This window comes from Hoeflea ulvae, from assembly GCF_026619435.1.
Lineage (GTDB): Bacteria > Pseudomonadota > Alphaproteobacteria > Rhizobiales > Rhizobiaceae > Hoeflea > Hoeflea ulvae.
In genome coordinates, this window is record NZ_JAOVZQ010000001.1 from 552,935 (window position 1) to 570,958 (window position 18,024).

Below are 18,024 nucleotides of genomic sequence, written 5' to 3' on the forward strand. Positions count from 1 at the left end.
GGATGAAATCTGATGTCTGATATTGCCTCTACCCTGACAGATCCGGCCTATCTGGTCCCCTTGCTGGTGGCCGTGGCGGTTTTCGCAACGCTCTACACCATCATGGCGCCCTATTTCGAGCGCGGCGATCTCGATGCTCGGATGAAATCGGCTGCCATTGAGCGCGATGAGATCCGCGCCCGCGAACGCGCCCGGCTCAATGCCGAGCAGTCGCGCGAAAGCACCAAGAATGCCGGGCTCCGGTCGCACAACAACGCCTCCGTGCGCGGCATTGTCGAGCAGCTCAACCTGAAGGATGCGCTGGCCGATGACGCCACCATCGCCAAGCTGCGGGCGGCCGGCTACCGCACCCAGAATGCGCTCAACATGTTTCTGCTGGCGCGCTTCGTGCTGCCCTTCGTGTTTCTTTCGGCCTCGGTCGTCTATGTCTTCGTTCTCGAAAACCTGACCGACAAGCCGTTCACCGTTCGTGTGCTGGCCTGTATCGTCGGCGCCTATGTCGGCTTCTACACGCCGAACCTGTTTGTCTCCAACCAGTCGAAGAAGCGCCAGGCGTCGATCAAGCTGGCCTGGCCGGATGCCCTCGACCTGATGCTGATCTGCGTTGAATCCGGGATCTCGATCGAGGCCGCGATGAAACGCGTGGCCGAGGAAATCGCCGTGCAGTCGACCGCTTTGGCCGAGGAATTCGTGCTGACGACGGCGGAATTGTCCTATCTGCAGGACCGGCGCGTGGCCTTCGAGAATCTGGGCAGCAGAACCGGGCTGGAGACCGTCAAATCGGTCACCCAGGCCCTGATCCAGTCCGAACGCTACGGCACGCCCATCGCCCAGGCCTTGCGCGTCCTTGCCGCCGAAAGCCGGGACCAGCGCATGAACGAGGCCGAGAAGAAGGCCGCGGCCCTGCCGCCGAAGCTGACCGTGCCGATGATCCTGTTCTTCCTGCCGGTGCTCATCGGCGTGATTCTCGGACCGGCAGCGATCCAGGTCGCCGATAACTTCTAGGCGGGCCGCGATCTGAACCTCGCCCCGGGTGTGACGACGCCAGGATCAGCCAGCGGCAATGCTGCTGCCCGGTCGCGGCATTCTGACCGGGCAACGACTTGACCAAAGCCGTTGCCACCGCCCGATCATCCGGCCGCCATGACTGTCATTTTCCAGGGCCTGATGTGCCATCAAAAAACGCCACGTTCGGTTGAACGTGGCGTTTGCTGTATCATGCATTTAAGCTCTCTCGCTTGAGAGTCTCAGGTATCCTTGAGCTTGTTCCAGGCATTCTGCTGGGTCAGCATGGCGCGCAGATAGGTGATGTTGGCGCTGGCCTGTTCGGCGGAAATTTCCGCGCTGGCAATTTTTTCGGCCTCGTCGAAACGGCCCTGAAGACCGACGACCAGGGCCAGGTTCTGCCGGACCCGGCTGTCGGCGCCGGGCTGCCGGATGGCCGAAGCCAGATAGGATTCGGCGGTCTTGAGATCGCCCTGCAGCACATAGGACATGCCGAGATTGGACAGGATCGAGGATTCATTGGGCTGCAGATCCAGCGCCTTGCGGTAGCGGGCGCGCGCGGTGGCGGGGTCCCCGAGCTGGTCGTGGATCGCGCCTTCCGCGGAAAGCAGCTGCCAGTCGGGACGGTCCGGGGTCTGGGCCCGCTGGATCGCGTCCAGTGCCTTTTCGAGCTGGCCCGCGCCGGCCAGCGCCTTGCCATAGGCTGCAAGCACCGCGCGGTCGGTCGGATTGTGGATCGCCACCTGCTGCATCACCGCCAGCGCCTGTTCGGAACGGCCGCCCATGGTCAGCACCGAGGCGTATTTCATGCCGACGGATGCGTCCTTGGGGTTCTTGTCATAGGCCCTGCCAATGGTATCGGCCGCCGAATGCAGCTCGGCCGCATTCATGGTCTCGAGCGGCTTGTTCATCGACGGGATCGAGCCGGTGGTCAGCCTGCCCTTGGACGCGCATCCCGCAAGCGAGATGCCGAGCGCGGCAATGCAGACTGCGCTGAGCAGCCGCCGCGGGAGGAGTGCACGTGAAGGGGTCGCTGACATGGCCTGGTCCCGTAAACTGAGGTGCGTGGCGGCCCGGCAGGGGTGGCGCCACAGTCTTCGTTCAAGCAATAATCTGTTAACCCTAATCAAGAGTTAACATCTGATTCTCCGCCGGCCTGCCGCGGAGAGCCCAAGGAGAAAAATGTCGCCCTATGCCAGGATTGACCGCCCGTCGCCCTTCGCACCCAGTTCCGCCCAGGCGCTGCCCGTCTGGGCGGTGACACGAACCGACATCGAGAACGGCCATCTTGACGAGGCGGCCCTTGCCTGGGCTGCGGCGGCCGGATTTCAGGCGGCGGAAGGCGTGCTGCTGCTGGTGCCTGACCGCCAGGGCAAGCTGTCGGGCGCGCTGTTCGGGCTGGGCGAGGAGGGCGAGTGCCATCCGCTTCTCGGCGGCAAGCTCGCGCGCACCCTGCCCGAGGGCGACTGGCGCATTGCCGCCTCGTCCATTCCGGGCGATGTGATGGCGCTGGCGTTCGGCATGGGCGCCTACCGGTTCGAAAGCTACCGCAAGCCTTCGCCGGACGGGCCGCGGCTGGTGATTCCGGAAGGGGCGGACGCTGCTGCCATCGAGCGCACCGTCACCGCGGTCGGCCTTGCGCGCGATCTCGTCAACACGCCTGCCAACGACATGGGACCCGACACGTTGGAAGCTGTGTTCCGCGGATTGGCCGATCACTACCAGGCCAGGGTGACTGTCATTGCCGGCGATGACCTCGTCTCGCAGGGCTTTCCGATGATCCACGCAGTCGGTCGCGCCGCGCAGGAGGCGCCGCGGCTGCTCGACATGCGCTGGGGCAAAGAAGGCGCGCCCAGGATCACGCTGGTGGGCAAGGGGGTCTGCTTCGACACCGGCGGCCTCGATATTAAGCCGGCCTCCTCGATGCTCAACATGAAGAAGGACATGGGCGGTGCGGCCAATGTGCTGGCGCTGGCCATGATGATCATGGATGCCGGGCTGCCGGTCGATCTGCGCGTGCTCGTTCCGGCGGTGGAAAATTCGATTTCGGCCTCGGCATTCCGGCCCGGTGACGTGCTGGTGAGCCGCAAGGGCCTGAGCGTGCAGATCGACAACACCGATGCCGAGGGGCGCCTGGTCCTGGCCGACGCGCTGGCCTTTGCCTGCGAGCAGGATCCCGGCCTGCTCATCGACATGGCAACGCTTACCGGTGCCGCAAGGGTGGCGCTCGGCCCCGATCTGCCGCCGTTCTATACCGATGATGATCAGCTGGCCGGCGAGCTGACGACCGCGTCGGCACAGGTCGTCGACCCGCTGTGGCGGATGCCGCTGTTCAAGCCCTATGAAGCCGACGTCAAGGCCCGGATCGCCGATCTGACCAATGCGCCGGCCGGCGGTTTTGCCGGCTCGATCACCGCGGCGTTGTTTCTCAAGCGCTTCGTTGCGCCGGGGACAAGCTGGGCACATTTCGACATTTTCGCCTGGACGCCAAAGGACAAACCGCATGCGCTGACCGGCGGCGAGGCCCAGGGCATCCGCGCCCTGTTCGACGTGATCAGCACCCGCCATCCGGCCTGACCAGAGACGGGGGCTGCACCGGCGCCGACTTGCGCCTTGATTCGGTTTCGGTCAATGTAAACCGGTACCGTAACGATACAGGCCGCCGCTATGTCACTTGACCTCAGGCCCTCGGATGCGCTCGGGCTGTGGCACGCCGCCACGCTGGAGCATGTGCGCGTGATCGGGCCCGATCTGACCATCCGGCAACTGGCGATCCTGCTGCACATCTACCTCGCGGCGCCGCCGCACACGGTGCGCGGGCTCGCCGCCACGCTTGGGGTCACCAAGCCGGTGATCACCCGGGCGCTCGACACCATGGGCCATATGGGGCTGGTGCGCCGGGTGCGTGACGAGCGCGACCGCCGCAATGTCATCATCAAGCGCACGGTGGAAGGCGCGCTCTTTGTCGAAAGGCTCGGCGACATCATCATCGCCGAAGGCCGCAAATTGTCGCTGGCAAAGGATCAGACCCATGAGTGAGACACTGGACCATCGGCTGCACGCCTACCGGGACGACCTGGCCGATAGCCGGCTCAGGGGCCGGGTCGAGGCCGCGCGTTTTGCCGACGGCACGCCGGGCGAGGTGATCCTGCCGGTGGCCCCGCTGCGTCCCCGGCCCGATGACAGTTGCAGCATGGATAGCGAGGCGCTTTTCGGAGAGGCGCTGACCGTGTTCGACCGCCGCGATGGCTGGGCCTGGGTCCAGCTCGCAGTGGACGGTTATGTCGGCTATCTGCGCGAAGAGGCGATCAGGGAAGGCTCGACTCCGGCCACCCATCTGGTCTCGGTGCCGCGCAGCTTTGTCTATCCCGGTCCGGACCTGCGCTTTCCGCATCTCATGGCTTTGTCGATGGGCAGCCGCGTCACCGTGACCGGTGCGGCTGAGACCCGCGCAACCCCCTATTCAGTTTTGAAAGATGGTTCTGCCATCATCGCCACTCATCTGCGACCGATAACCGAAATTGCAGCGGAAGACGCCGTCTCGGTCGCCACCCGGTTTCTGCACACGCCTTATCTCTGGGGCGGCCGCTCGGGCTTCGGCATTGATTGTTCGGGTCTTGTGCAGATGGCGCTGGCCATGACCGGCAAGCCGGCGCCGCGCGATTCCGACCTTCAGGCGGCAAATCTCGGCCATGCCATCGATCCCGGGACGGATGGCCTGCAGCGCGGGGATCTGGTGTTCTGGAAGGGCCATGTCGGCTTTGTCGAGGACGAGCACACGCTGCTCCACGCCTCCGGCGGCACCATGTATGTGACCCGTGAACCGCTGCGCGAGGCCATCGACCGCATCGCCAGGCTCTACAGTCTGCCGACTGGCTATCGGCGGCCTTGATCCGGCTCAGTATCCGGCCGCGCGGTCGACCAGATTGACCAGCGGCTCGCCGCGCTCATAGGCGTCCATCTGGCGCACAATCGGCCCGATCAGCGATGACGCCATCGAGGCTGCGGCTGCGTGCGGGGTCAGCGTCACCTTCGGATGGGTCCAGAACCGGCTTTCCGGCGGCAGCGGTTCCTGCTGAAATACATCAAGCGAGACGGCTGACAACAGACCATCATCAAGCGCAGACAAAATATCGGCTTCGTTCTGCAGCCCGCCGCGCCCGGCATTGATCAGCACCGGCGCGCCCAGCGGCCCGCGCCGGGTCATTCTTGCAAACAGATCGCGGTTGAGGATTTCGCGGGTGTCGTGTGTCAGCGGCAGCAGCACCACGAAGATATCGGCTGAGGCCAGAAACGCATCAAGGCCCTGCGCGCCGGCATGGCAGGCAACGCCTTCGACCTGTTTTGCGGTCCGCGACCAGCCGGAAACCTTGAAGCCCATCACCTGCAGCTTGGCGGCTGCATCACGGCCGAGCTCGCCCAGCCCCATGATGCCGACGGTCAGATCGGCGGCGGCGGCCTGGGTCTTGTCCTCGAGCCAGGTCCGGTTCGCCTGCTGCGCCCGGTAGCGCGGCCCGTGTCGATGGTGGTCAAGCACCTGCCAGATCACATATTCGCTCATCCGGGTGGTCAGGTCGGGCGACACCACGCGCACGATCGGCACATCGGGCATGCTGGTGTCGGAAAACACGTGATCGACACCGGCGCCGAGCGAGAAGATCACCTTCAGATTGGGCAGTTTCGACAACAGGCCCTTCCGCTGCTTCCACACCACCGCATAATGAATGCTGGGATCGGCCTCGCCCTCCGGCTCCAGCGTCACCGCGCGGTCCGGTGCGGCCCCGGCCAGTTCCTCGATCCACTGCTGCGACGACCAGCCGGTCGGGGCCAGCAGGATGCGGCCTGTGTCGGTGCGGTTGTCAGTCATGAAGTTGCCTATTCGCTGATCACGGCGCTGTCGACGGCTTCGAGATTGAAGGCCGCTGCCATCAGCGCTTTGGTGTAGTCGGTTTCCGGATGGTCGAAGATCTTGTCCGCCGTGCCCTGCTCGACCACCTTGCCGGCGCGCATGACGATCACGTCATTTGCCAGTGCGCGCACCACTTTCAGGTCGTGGCTGATGAACAGATAGGCCAGATCATGCCGCTTCTGCAGATCGCGCAAGAGATCGACGACCTGCGCCTGCACGCTCATGTCGAGCGCCGAGGTCGGCTCGTCCAGCATCACGAAGCGGGGTTTGAGCACCATGGCGCGGGCAATCGCGATGCGTTGCCGCTGGCCGCCGGAAAATTCATGCGGATAGCGCCAGCGGGTCGAGGCGTCGAGCCCGACTTCCTCCAGCGCTTCGGCAACCCGGCGGTCGCGGTCGCGCGCCGAAAGATCCGCGGCATGGATCGCCAGCCCCTCGCCAACGATGTCGGCAATCGACATGCGCGGGCTCAGCGATCCGAACGGGTCCTGAAACACCACCTGCATCGAACTCCTGAGCGGCTTCATCTCCTTGAAGGATCGCTCATGCAATGCCAGCTTGTTGAAATAGATCTCGCCCTCGCTGCGGATCAGACGCATCAGCGCCAGCCCCAGCGTGGTCTTGCCCGACCCGGATTCGCCGACGACGCCGAGTGTCTGGCCCGATTTGAGCGACAGCGACAACCCGTCCACCGCCTTGACGTGATCGACGGTGCGCCTGAGAAACCCCTGTTTGACCGGAAACCAGACCTTGATGTCCTTGGCCCGCATCACTTCGGGCGCGGCCTCGTTGCGCTCGGGCGGCTGGCCCTTGGGCTCGGCGGCAAGCAGGTGCTTGGTATAGGCGTGCTGCGGATTGGCGAAGATCTCCGCCGTCGGCCCGGTCTCGACAATCCTGCCGTCCGTCATCACGCAGACCCGGTCGGCAAATTTGCGGACAATGCCGAGATCATGGGTGATGAACAGCATCGCCATACCGTGCTGGTTTTTCAGATTGCTCAGCAGCGCGAGGATCTGCGCCTGGACCGTGACATCGAGCGCCGTCGTCGGTTCGTCGGCGATCAGCAGTTCCGGGCGGTTGGCCAGCGCCATGGCAATCATTACCCGCTGCCGCTGACCGCCGGACAATTGATGCGGGTAGGAGGCCAGCCGCTTTTCCGGATCGCGGATGCCGACCTGGTCGAGCAGTTCCAGCACCTGCCGCCGGGCTTCGTCCGGCTTGATCGGCTGGTGCAGGTGCAGGATTTCCGAAATCTGCTTTTCCACCGACTGCAGCGGATTGAGCGAGGTCATCGGCTCCTGGAAGATCATGGTGATGTCGTTGCCGCGCACGTCGCGGATCACCTGTTCCGGCGCCGAGAGCAGGTCCCGGCCCTTGAACAGGATCTTGCCGGAGGGGTGGCTGGCCGCCGGATAGGGCAGCAGCCGCAGCACCGAGAGCGCCGAGACCGACTTGCCGGAACCGGATTCGCCCACCAGCGCCACCGTCTCGCCGCGCCTGATGTCGAAGGAGACATGATCCACCGCCGTCTGGCTTTCGCCGGACTGGTGGAACTCCACCGAGAGATCGCGCACCGACAGCAGCGGCTCGCCGGTCCGGTCTGTCACACTGCTCATCGGAAAGTCTTTCGCGGGTCGAAGGCGTCACGCGTCGCCTCGCCGATGAAGATCAGCAGCGACAGCATGATCGAGATGGTGAAGAACGCCGTCATCCCCAGCCAGGGCGCCTGCAGGTTGCGCTTGCCCTGGGCGATCAGTTCTCCCAGCGAAGCCGATCCCGGCGGCAGGCCGAAGCCGAGGAAGTCGAGCGAGGTCAGCGTCGTGATCGAGCCAGACAGGATGAAGGGCAGGAAGGTCAGCGTCGCCACCATGGCGTTGGGCAGCAGGTGCCTGAACATGATGGTGGCATTGCCGACCCCGAGCGCCCGGGCGGCGTTGACATATTCGAAATTGCGGGCGCGCAAAAACTCCGCCCGCACGATGCCGACAAACGAGACCCAGGAAAACAGCAGCATGATGCCGAGCAGGATCCAGAATCCCGGCGGCAGCACCGCGGCGATGATCAGCAGGATGTAGAGCACCGGCATCGAGGACCAGATCTCGATGAAGCGCTGCATCAACAGGTCGGTCCAGCCGCCGAAATAGCCCTGCACCGCGCCGGCGGCGACACCGATCAGCGCCGAGAAGATGGTCAGCGTCAGGCCGAACAGCACCGAAATCCGGAACCCGTAGATCATCCGCGCGGTGACATCGCGGGCTTGGTCGTCGGTGCCGAGCCAGTTCATGTTGCCCAGCGTGCAGCCCGGATCCTCGTCCTTCAGCGGATAGGCGGAACAGGCGACGCCGTCATCGAGCAGCCAGAACGGGGCCGTCGGCGCCGAATGCGGAATATAGGAATTGGCGGTGGTGTAGGAATAGCGGATCGGTGGCCAGATCATCCAGCCATTGTCCTTGATCTCGTTCTGGATGAAGGGATCGCGGTAATCGGTGCGTGCCAGGAACCCGCCGAATTTCTCCTCCGGGTAGTCGATCAGCACCGGATAGAGGATCTCGCCCTTGTAGGAGGCCAGGATCGGCCGGTCATTGGCGATGAGTTCGGCCATCAGGCTGGCGATGAACAGGAACAGGAACAGCCACAGCGACCAGTAGCCGCGCCGGTTGGCCTTGAAATTGGCCCAGCGCCGCTTGTTGGTCGGCGACAGCCAGCCCTTCGGCCGGCCGTTGACATCATAGGTCTCGGGATTGCTGGAAGCCGTCACGCTCATCCGACATCCCTTTTCTCGAAGTCGATGCGCGGATCCACCCAGGTATAGACCAGGTCCGAAATCAGCCCGACGATCAGGCCCATCAGCGAGAAGATGAACAGCGTCGCAAAGACCACCGGATAGTCGCGCCGGATCACCGATTCAAAGCCCAGCCGGCCCAGCCCGTCGAGCGAGAAGATCGTCTCGATCAGCAGCGATCCGGAAAAGAAGGCGGAGATGAAGGCGCCGGGAAAGCCGGCAATGATGATCAGCATCGCATTGCGAAACACATGCCGGTAGAGCACCTGGCTTTCGGTCAGCCCCTTGGCCCGCGCCGTGGTGACATATTGCTTGCGGATTTCATCGATGAAGGAGTTCTTGGTCAGAAGCGTCGTGGTGGCGAATGCCGCCAGCGACAATGCGATCAGCGGCAGCGCCAGATGCCAGAAATAGTCGACGATCTTGCCGAACAGGCTCAGCTCGGCGAAATTGTCCGAGGTCAGGCCGCGCAACGGAAACCAGTCGAAGAACGAGCCGCCGGCAAACATCACGATCAGCATGATGCCGACCAGGAAGCCGGGCACCGCATAGGCGACGATGATCAGACCGGAGGTCCAGACATCGAAGCGCGAGCCGTCCGACACCGCCTTCTTGATCCCCAGCGGAATCGAGATGATGTAGGACAACAGCAGGATCCAGACCCCGAGCGAGATCGAGACCGGCATCTTCTCGATGATCAGGTCGAGCACATCGATGCTGCGGAAATAGCTCTCGCCGAAGTCGAAGCGGATATAGTCCCACATCATCTTGCCGAAGCGCTCGAGCGGCGGCTTGTCGAAGCCGAACTGGGCCTCCAGCTTGGCGATGAATTCGGGATCAAGCCCCTGTGCGCCGCGATATTGCGAGGATGCGGAATCGCCGAAATCCTGCTGGGCGGTGCCCATCGTGTCGCCACCGCCGGAAATCCGGTCGATTGCCGAATCGCCTTGCCCGGTCAGCTCGGCAATCACCTGCTCCACCGGTCCGCCGGGTGCAAACTGGATCACCGCGAACGAGATCGCCATGATGCCGACGACGGTCGGAATCATCAAAAGCAGCCGGCGAAGGATATAGGTGCCCATCAGGCCGCTTTCCTGTCTGCCGCAGTGCGCGCGTCATCTGTGCTGGATGGTGGTGTGGTCAATTTTCGCGTCCTTCCAGCCGGATTCTCCGGAATCCGGCTGATTCGTCTCTTTCTCATACAGAATCGAATGTTGCATGGGGTGCAAGGCCGAATGCGCGTCAATTCGCTTCGCTGGACCACCAGACCGAGGGGAATCCCAGCCCGTAATAGGGAAGCTCCTCGGGGTGGGCCAGGGACTTGCGATAGGCCACCTTGACCGCGTCGCTGTAAAACAGCGGCACCACGTAATGATGCGCCAGCAGCACCCGGTCGAGGGCTTTGACGGCCGCGGTCTTCTCCGCGCGGTCCTGGGCGAAGATCACCATCCGGATCAGTTCGTCGACCGCCGGATCGGATATTCCGGCATAGTTCCGCGACCCTTCGCGATTGACCGAGGCCGAGCCCCAATAGCCGGCCTGTTCATTGCCCGGGTTGAGCGATTGCCCCCAGACGTTCCAGATCATGTCATAGTCGAAGCTTCTCACCCGGTTGGTATATTGCGAAGCATCGACCGTGCGGATGCGGGCATCAAAGCCTATTTTCCGAAGGCTGGCGACATAGGGCAGCACCGATCGCTCGAGCGAGGGGCTCGACAGCAGGATCTCGATCTCGAAGGGCTCGCCGGTGGCGGCATCGACAAGCGTGCCGTCCCTGAGCGCATAGCCGGCTTCCTGCAGCAGCGTCAGCGCCTGGCGCAGATTTGCCCGGGTCCTGGTCGGGTCGCCGCCAACCGGGTTGGTAAAGGGCGTGGTGAATACCTCGGCGGGCACCTTGTCTCCGAGGCTTTCGAGGATTTCCTTCTCGCGGCCTTCCGGCAGGCCGGAAGAGGCGAGCTCCGTGCCCCAGAAATAGCTGTCGACCCGCGCCAGCGCGTCAAAGGCCAGATTGTGGTTGAGGTCCTCGAAGTCGAAGGCGAAATTGAGCGCCCTGCGCACCCTTGCGTCCTTGAACTTGTCGCGGCGCATGTTCGGCACCATCGCCTGCATGATGCCGACGGCGCGAAGCGGATTCTCGATCTCCTCGAGGATGACGTCGCCACTTTCGACCGCGGGAAAGTCATAGGCAGTGGCCCATTTGCTGGCCGAGTTCTCCTGGCGGAAATCCACGGTGCCCGCGCGGAATGCCTCGAACTCGACATTGGCGTCGGTGAAATAGACATATTCGATGGCGCCGAAATTGTTGTGGCCGACATTGACGTTGAGATCCTTGCCCCAATAGTCCTCGCGCAGCTCGTAGCGGATGGTCGATCCGGCCTTGAACGCCGCGATCCGGTAGGGCCCCGACCCCATCACCGGCTCCAGCGTTGTGCGCGCGATATCACGCGCATTGCCGGCCGCGTCGGTGCCTTCCCACCAATGCTTCGGCAGCACCAGGATCTGGCCGAGAATCTGCGGCAGTTCGCGATTGTTGTTCTCGTCAAACAGGAAGGTCACTTCCCGCTCGGCGGTCTTTTCGGCGGAGACGACATGGGCATAGTAATTGGCTTGCAGCGGGTTGAGTTCCTTGGCCTTGTCGAAACTGAACACCACATCCTCGGCAGTCACCGGCATGCCGTCGGCCCATTTGGCTTCGGCGTGCAGCCGGAATGTCACCTTTGAAATGTCATCGGGAAAGGCGATGCCTTCGGCCAGCAGGCCATAGGACGAGGACACCTCGTCTTCCGAGGATTTCATCAGCGTGTCGAAGACCAGGCCGAGCCCGGCGGCCAGCTCTCCCTTGGACAGGATCGGGTTGAAGCTGTCGAAGGTGCCTTCCTCCGCCAGTTTCAGCGTGCCGCCCTTGGGCGCATCCGGATTGACATAGTCGAAGCGCGCAAAGCCTTCTTCATATTTCGGCTCGTCGATCATCGCCGTGGCATGCTGCCAGACCTGTTCCTCGGCGGATGCAAGGGTTGCAGTGCCGATCACTCCGGCCAATGCGAAAGCGGGGGCGAGAACGGATGCGGCCAGCATGGATGCGGCAATGCGGATGGTCATGGGTGCGGGGCCTCCTGAGAAAACGCGTTCGGACAAGAATAGGCCACTTCTACGGCACTTGCAGGGCATGATCAAAAAAACCGTGCAGCGCCGACAAAAAAAGCCGGGCACGAGGCCCGGCTTTCCAATTCAATGCAGCGACGTTTTATTCGCTCGGCGCGGCTTCCGCAGCCGGCTCTGCCGCAGGTTCGGCAGCGGGCTCGGCCTCGGCGCCCGCATCGGCAGCGCCTGCCTCGGGCAGCGGCGCCGGCGTATCGCCCAGCGTGCGAAGATAGGCGATCAGGTCAGCCCGTTCCTCGATCTTCTTGACGCCGGCAAAACCCATCGCGGTGCCTTTGATGTATTTCTTCGGTGCAGCGAGGAATCCGCTCAGATGCTCGTAATCCCAGACCACGGAACCGCCTTCGGCAAATTCGACCATGGCATTGGAATATTTGAACCCCTCATGGGCTGCGACCGGCCGGTTGACGATGTCCCACAGGCCCGGGCCGACCTTGTTGGCGCCACCGGCTTCATTGGTGTGACAAGCGGCGCATTTCTTGAACACGCCTTCGCCGCGTGCCGGGTCGGCGCTGGCCAGCAGCGACGCGATCAGTTCCGGTGCAGCCTCTTCAGCCGGCGCGCCGGCGTCGTCACCACCTTCGGCAACCTCGATCAGAAAGCCTTCGGTTTCCGGTTCTGCTGCGTGGTAAATCCCTTCCGACACGATGGAAAGAGTCATCAGAACAAACAGAACACCGAGAAAAGCGCCTGCTGCCGAGTTGAAATATGAGGAGTTCATGTTCCGTCGCTCCGTTTCGGTCCGGCGTCCCGCGCTGTTTTCAGCAATGTCCGAACCAGTCTTGAAATCGCGCGGAACCTATGTCTTTTGCAAGTTCGTTGCAACACCGTTTGTAACGACGGCCATGAGACTTTTTGACACTTGTGCCGAATAACCCGAGGAAGAGACCCCCATGGCAGAAGGCCCGGAGCATACGCTCGTCATCATCCCGGCCAGAATGGCCTCCACCCGCCTGCCCGGAAAACCGCTGGCCGATATCGGCGGAGAGCCGATGATTGTCCGGGTGGCGCGGCAGGCAACCCGTGCCGCTGTCGGTCGTGTGGCCGTCGCCACTGATTCGCGCGAGATTGCCGATGCGGTCGAGGCGGCAGGCTTCGAGGCGGTGATGACCCGCGCCGACCATCCCTCGGGATCCGACCGGGTGTTCGAGGCGGCGATGAAAATGGATCCCGAGGCGCGCGCTCGTGTCATTCTCAATGTCCAGGGCGACATTCCCGCCATCGAGCCCGAAGCCATCCGCAAGTCCGCGCTGCCGCTTCTGACCTCCGCGGCCGATCTCGCCACGCTGGCGGTGGAAATTTCCGACGAGGCCGAGAAAACCAATCCGAGCATCGTCAAGGTGATCGGCACGCCGATCGGCGAGGGGCTGTTGCGGGCGCTGTATTTCACCCGCGCCAACGCCCCTTATGGCGACGGACCGCTCTACCACCACATAGGTCTTTATGCCTGGCGCCGCCCGGCGCTTGAGCGCTTTGTGGCGCTGCCGCCGTCACCGCTGGAACGGCGCGAATCGCTCGAGCAATTGCGGGCGCTTGAAAACGGCATGCGCATCGATGTGGCCATCGTTGACTCCGTTCCCCTCGGTGTCGATACTCCCGCCGATCTCGAACGCGCCCGCCAGATCCTGGCAGCCAAATAGGCACGCATTTCTCAAAACGGACCCCTATCATGACCGCTCCCACCAACCGCATCGCCTTCCAGGGCGAGTTTGGCGCAAATTCAGACATGGCCTGCCGCGACATGTTTGCCGACATGGAGCCGTTGCCTTGCGCCACCTTCGAGGATGCATTCAACGCTCTCTCCCAGGGAGACGCGGATCTGGCGATGATCCCGATCGAGAACACCATCGCCGGCCGGGTGGCCGACATCCACCACCTGCTGCCCGAATCGAAACTGCATATCGTCGGCGAATATTTCATGCCGATCCATTTCCAGCTGATGGTCCTGCCGGGAGTGGACAAATCCGAAGTCCGCACCGTGCACAGCCATGTCCACGCGGTCGGCCAGTGCCGCAAGATCGTCCGCGCCAATGGCTGGAAGGCCGTGGTCGCCGGCGACACCGCCGGTGCTGCGCGGCTGGTCTCGCAAAGCAATGACCGCACCATGGCGGCGCTGGCGCCGCGGCTGGCCGCAGACCTTTACGGTCTCGAGATCCTCGAGGAAAATGTCGAGGACACCGAAACCAATGTCACCCGTTTCGTGGTGCTGTCGCGGGAGGCCAGGATTCCGCCGCGCCCGGTGGCGGGCGAGGTGGTCGTCACCACCTTCGTCTTCAAGGTCCGCAACATTCCGGCAGCGCTCTACAAGGCGATGGGCGGTTTCGCCACCAATGGCGTCAACATGACCAAGCTGGAAAGCTACCAGATCGGCGGCAAGTTTTTCGCCACCCAGTTCTATGCCGACATCCAGGGCCATCCCGACGAGGCGCCGGTGGCGCGCGCTCTGGAAGAGCTTGGCTATTTTTCCAAGGAACTGCGCATTCTCGGCGTCTATCCGGCGCATCCGTTCCGGCTGGTGCAAAATGGCACCCACGCCGAAGAGGCCGAGGGCTGAGCCACCGGCGCATTTGTCAGTGAGCAACCCTGTCGGGAAGCCGCGGCTTTACTTGCCCCAGTCCAGCCAGTCGCGCATCAGCCGGTGCGCGATGGCGCCAGGCGGCGGAGCCGAGGCGTTTTCCTCGCCCAGTACGCTGGCCAGCATCGCCTCGGTTTGGGCGCGGTCGAACCAGCGGCAATCCTCGAGCTCGGCGGTGTCGCGGGCAATTTCCAGGCTTTGCGCCTCGGCATAGACCCCGATCATCAGGGTATGCGGCATCGGCCAGGGCTGGCTGGCATGGTAGCGCACCCGCCCGACCCTGATGCCCGATTCCTCCAGCGTTTCCCGCCGCACCGCGTCTTCCATGGTTTCGCCGGGTTCGATGAAGCCTGCCAGGCATGAAAACATGCCGGGCGGAAAATGCGGACTGCGACCAAGCAGGCAGCGGTCGCGGGCCTCGTCGACCACCAGCATGATGCCGACCGGGTCGGTGCGCGGAAACACGGTGTGGCCGCACGCCGTACATTTGCGCCGGTAGCCACCCGCTTCCGGGGTCATCGGCCCGCCGCAGACACCGCAGAACCGGTGCACGAGCGCCCAGGAGACAAGGCTGGTGCCCTGCGCATAGGCGCCGAGCGTTTCCTCGTCGACCAGCGCCTGGCGATAGACCGAGCGGGTATCGATCGCCTTGAAGGGCTCGGGCAGGTCGTCGGGCGCGACGCCCACCGGCATGGCGATGCGCGCGGCATTGGTGTCGGTCCAGCCGATCAGGATGGCGTCGGCATTTTGCGGATTGAGCGCCGCAAGATCCTCCGCCGCCAGCAGCCCGACCGGCGCTTCGCCATCGATCCGCATGGCCAGCCGGCCCTGGGTGATGGCGAAATAGCGCGTTGCCGGGTCCCTGAGCGCATCGCCGAGCTCGGTTTCGGTGCGGTGTTCGGAGCGGCGGTCGAGCCGGTTGCCGGAAAAAGCCGTCAGACGGCTGGCTTCGCCATGAGGAGCATCATGGTCAAACAGGGAAAATGTCATAAATCAGAGGGCCTCAAGCAGTCTTTCGGTAAATTCGGCGCGGGCGTCCGGGTTCCAGGCGCAGGCGTCGCCATGCCCCCAGACCGGACCGGGCCAGGCGGGATCGCCTTCGTTGCGGGCAATGATGTGAAGATGGAACTGACGCACCTGATTGCCGAGCGCGCCGACATTGATCTTGAGACAGCCCGTTGTCTGTTTCAGCGCCTTGGCGGCGATGGCTGTCTCGAAGGTCAGCATGGTCTGGTCCAGCGGCGTCATGTCGAAAATCTCCGAAATGCCGCTCCTTTGCGGCACCAGCAGCACCCAGGGCCAACGGCTGTCCAGCATCAGTCTCAGCTGGCACAAACCCAGCTTGATCAATAATTTGGAGTCGCGGTCGAGGCGCGGATCGATAACAAAATCAGACATTGGCTATACCGCCGGACACAGTTGAGTGCAAACTCTAGCAGTTTTTTCAGGCTCTGGCTTGCTTTTGCCTGAGTGATTGACGATATGTGCGGTGGGAGGTTGGTGGTGGACGAGCCACTCGCCAACCGGGTCAGGTCCGGAAGGAAGCAGCCCTAACGAGCCAGGCACGGGTCACCGTGCCAGCCTCCCACCCTTTTGCCCGCGCCATTTCAGTGGCAGCCCCCGTCATTGACGGGGTTCGACCGGGGTGCAAACATTCAATTTGAATGGCCATCGGGCCAGCGCGAGGGCGGCACGAGGATCATGGACGACATCACCGGCACCAACACAGCCCCCACGGGCACAGCCCCTGAGGCCAAGGCGCCGTACCGGGTTCTGGCACGGAAATATCGTCCCAGGGATTTCACCGATCTCATCGGCCAGGAGCCGATGGTCCGCACGCTCACCAATGCCTTTTCCACCGGCCGCATCGCCCAGGCCTGGATGCTGACCGGTGTGCGCGGTGTCGGCAAGACCACCACGGCGCGGATCCTGGCGCGGGCGCTGAATTATCAGACCGCCGAGATCGACCAGCCGACCATCGACCTGACCGTTCCGGGCGAACATTGCCAGGCGATCATGGAAGGCCGCCATGTCGATGTCATCGAGATGGACGCCGCCTCGCATACCGGCATCGATGATATCCGCGAGATCATCGAGCAGATCCGCTATCGTCCGGTGTCGGCGCGCTACAAGGTCTACATCATCGACGAAGTGCACATGCTTTCCAACCAGGCCTTCAACGGCCTGCTCAAGACATTGGAAGAGCCGCCGGCGCATGTGAAGTTCATCTTCGCCACCACCGAGATCCGAAAAGTTCCGATCACCGTGCTGTCGCGCTGTCAGCGCTTTGACCTGCGCCGGATCGATTCGGCCCTGCTTGTTGCCCATTTCAAGAATGTCTCCGATCAGGAAGGCATTTCGATCGATGACGAATCGCTGGCCATGATCGCCCGCGCCGCCGAAGGCTCGGTGCGTGACGGCCTGTCGCTGCTCGATCAGGCCATTGCCCATGGCGGCGGCGCGGTCGACGCCGAAGCCGTCCGCTCGATGCTCGGTCTGGCCGACCGGTCGCGCATTGTCAGCCTGTTCGGATCGCTGATGACCGGCGACGTCGCGGCCGCGCTGGCAAATTATCGAGACCAGTATGATTCGGGCGCCAGCCCCTCGGTGATCCTCACCGATCTGGCCGATTTCACCCATCTCGTCACCCGGCTCAAATTCGTGCCGCAGGCCGGTGAAGATCCTTCCTTGACCGAAACCGAACGCCTCAATGGCGCCGATTATGCCAAGACCCTGTCGACCGTGATCCTGTCGCGGGTCTGGCAGATGCTGCTCAAGGGCATCACCGAAACCGAGACCTCGAGCCGGCCGGCAGCCGCCGCGGAAATGGCCCTTATCCGGATCGGCCATGCCGCCAGCCTGCCCTCGCCTGAGGATGCGGTGAAGGCATTCCAGAATTCCGGCGGCACATCATCCGGCGGAGCTTCGACCAGTGGCGGTGGCTCGTCTGGTGGCGGTGGCGCCACGGCCCGCGCCGTCGGCGAACGCCGCATGCCGCAAGGCGGCGGTGGCGGCCAGCCGGCAATGCGGCTTGCCCATTCCGCCGAGCCCACGGTCGCCGCGCCGGCCGTTGCCGAGCCGGTCGAGGAGATCGCCGTCACGTCGCTGGAAGACATGGTGGCGCTGGCCGAGAAATTCCGCGACATCGCCATGAAGGTGCAGATCCGCACCGGTGTGCGGCTGGTCCGCATCGAGCCGGGCCGTCTCGAGATCAGCCTGACTCCCGAGGCAAGCCCCAGCCTGCCGGGCGAACTGATCAAGAAGCTGGCGGACTGGACCGGGGCGAAATGGATCGTGACGCTGAGCCGCGAGGAGGGCGCTCCGACGCTGTCCGAACGCGAGACCGCCAAGCGCGAGGCCCTGGTCAGCGACGCCCGCCAGGACCCCGATGTCGCAGCCATTCTGGCAAAATTTCCAGGTTCCCGGATCACCGATGTGCGCATTGCCGTCACCGAGGAGGAGATCCTGGCCGATACGGTGCTGACGCCGTCCGAGGATGGCGACATCCTGCCGGATGAAACCGATCCCGACGACGATTCCGATTGACCGGCGCGCCGGTGCCGCAGGCTTGCGCCACGGCACCGGGTCAGCGCC

At 63.6% G+C, this 18,024-nt stretch carries 16 protein-coding genes and 1 other RNA gene; 8 read left to right on the forward strand and 9 right to left on the reverse strand.

Annotated features, from left to right (window positions below):
• Nucleotides 1-9: 9 nt before the first annotated feature.
• On the forward strand, nt 10-1,005 hold the full coding sequence (locus OEG82_RS02745) for a type II secretion system F family protein (RefSeq protein ID WP_425497623.1): 996 nt from the start codon (nt 10-12) through the stop codon (nt 1,003-1,005).
• A gap of 242 nt (nt 1,006-1,247) precedes the next feature.
• On the opposite strand, the gene OEG82_RS02750 is transcribed toward OEG82_RS02745, so the two are convergent.
• A complete protein-coding gene (locus OEG82_RS02750) occupies nt 1,248-2,045 on the reverse strand; it encodes a tetratricopeptide repeat protein (protein WP_267610944.1) in 798 nt (265 codons plus the stop codon).
• Nucleotides 2,046-2,187: 142 nt separating this feature from the next.
• On the opposite strand from OEG82_RS02750, the gene OEG82_RS02755 reads away from it, so the two are divergent.
• The 3 genes from OEG82_RS02755 to OEG82_RS02765 all read left to right on the forward strand — a co-directional run bounded on the left by OEG82_RS02755 (nt 2,188) and on the right by OEG82_RS02765 (nt 4,897).
• Complete coding sequence (locus tag OEG82_RS02755) at nt 2,188-3,582, forward strand: leucyl aminopeptidase family protein (protein WP_267610945.1); 1,395 nt, start codon at nt 2,188-2,190, stop codon at nt 3,580-3,582.
• A 90-nt stretch (nt 3,583-3,672) separates the two neighbouring features.
• Entirely contained in the window at nt 3,673-4,044 is a 372-nt protein-coding gene (locus tag OEG82_RS02760; RefSeq protein WP_267610946.1) for a MarR family transcriptional regulator, read from the forward strand.
• Nucleotides 4,037-4,897: a C40 family peptidase gene (locus OEG82_RS02765; RefSeq protein WP_267610947.1), complete on the forward strand. Its 861-nt coding sequence runs from the start codon at nt 4,037-4,039 to the stop codon at nt 4,895-4,897. The genes OEG82_RS02760 and OEG82_RS02765 overlap by 8 nt, the downstream gene beginning before the upstream one ends.
• 6 nt (nt 4,898-4,903) lie before the next feature.
• Here OEG82_RS02765 and OEG82_RS02770 read toward each other — a convergent pair whose 3' ends face one another.
• The 6 genes from OEG82_RS02770 to OEG82_RS02795 form a co-directional block, all read right to left on the reverse strand.
• Nucleotides 4,904-5,872 (reverse strand): 2-hydroxyacid dehydrogenase, encoded by a 969-nt coding sequence (locus OEG82_RS02770; RefSeq protein WP_267610948.1) that lies wholly within the window; start codon nt 5,870-5,872, stop codon nt 4,904-4,906.
• An 8-nt stretch (nt 5,873-5,880) separates the two neighbouring features.
• Nucleotides 5,881-7,530: an ABC transporter ATP-binding protein gene (locus tag OEG82_RS02775; RefSeq protein ID WP_267610949.1), complete on the reverse strand. Its 1,650-nt coding sequence runs from the start codon at nt 7,528-7,530 to the stop codon at nt 5,881-5,883.
• Entirely contained in the window at nt 7,527-8,678 is a 1,152-nt protein-coding gene (locus OEG82_RS02780) for an ABC transporter permease (protein ID WP_267610950.1), read from the reverse strand. The genes OEG82_RS02775 and OEG82_RS02780 overlap by 4 nt, the downstream gene beginning before the upstream one ends.
• Entirely contained in the window at nt 8,675-9,778 is a 1,104-nt protein-coding gene (locus OEG82_RS02785) for a microcin C ABC transporter permease YejB (protein WP_267610951.1), read from the reverse strand. The genes OEG82_RS02780 and OEG82_RS02785 overlap by 4 nt, the downstream gene beginning before the upstream one ends.
• A 160-nt stretch (nt 9,779-9,938) precedes the next feature.
• Nucleotides 9,939-11,795 (reverse strand): extracellular solute-binding protein, encoded by a 1,857-nt coding sequence (locus tag OEG82_RS02790; protein ID WP_267610952.1) that lies wholly within the window; start codon nt 11,793-11,795, stop codon nt 9,939-9,941.
• Between the two features lie 145 nt (nt 11,796-11,940).
• Nucleotides 11,941-12,576 carry a c-type cytochrome gene (locus OEG82_RS02795; RefSeq protein ID WP_267610953.1) on the reverse strand — a complete coding sequence of 212 codons (636 nt, stop codon included), beginning with the start codon at nt 12,574-12,576 and terminating at the stop codon, nt 11,941-11,943.
• Nucleotides 12,577-12,748: 172 nt separating this feature from the next.
• On the opposite strand from OEG82_RS02795, the gene OEG82_RS02800 reads away from it, so the two are divergent.
• Nucleotides 12,749-13,495 carry a 3-deoxy-manno-octulosonate cytidylyltransferase gene (locus OEG82_RS02800; RefSeq protein WP_267610954.1) on the forward strand — a complete coding sequence of 249 codons (747 nt, stop codon included), beginning with the start codon at nt 12,749-12,751 and terminating at the stop codon, nt 13,493-13,495.
• Between the two features lie 29 nt (nt 13,496-13,524).
• Nucleotides 13,525-14,409, forward strand: coding sequence for a prephenate dehydratase (locus OEG82_RS02805; RefSeq protein ID WP_267610955.1), 885 nt, complete (start codon nt 13,525-13,527; stop codon nt 14,407-14,409).
• A gap of 48 nt (nt 14,410-14,457) precedes the next feature.
• On the opposite strand, the gene nudC is transcribed toward OEG82_RS02805, so the two are convergent.
• On the reverse strand, nt 14,458-15,420 hold the full coding sequence (gene nudC, locus OEG82_RS02810) for an NAD(+) diphosphatase (protein WP_267610956.1): 963 nt from the start codon (nt 15,418-15,420) through the stop codon (nt 14,458-14,460).
• Nucleotides 15,421-15,423: 3 nt separating this feature from the next.
• On the reverse strand, nt 15,424-15,828 hold the full coding sequence (locus OEG82_RS02815) for an HIT domain-containing protein (protein ID WP_267610957.1): 405 nt from the start codon (nt 15,826-15,828) through the stop codon (nt 15,424-15,426).
• 94 nt (nt 15,829-15,922) lie between these two features.
• Here OEG82_RS02815 and ffs point away from each other — a divergent pair.
• Together ffs and OEG82_RS02825 are read left to right on the forward strand one after the other, a co-directional pair.
• Nucleotides 15,923-16,019: signal recognition particle sRNA small type (ffs, locus tag OEG82_RS02820), an RNA gene on the forward strand.
• Nucleotides 16,020-16,131: 112 nt separating this feature from the next.
• Nucleotides 16,132-17,976: a DNA polymerase III subunit gamma/tau gene (locus OEG82_RS02825; RefSeq protein ID WP_267610958.1), complete on the forward strand. Its 1,845-nt coding sequence runs from the start codon at nt 16,132-16,134 to the stop codon at nt 17,974-17,976.
• The last annotated feature ends 48 nt before the right edge of the window (nt 17,977-18,024 follow it).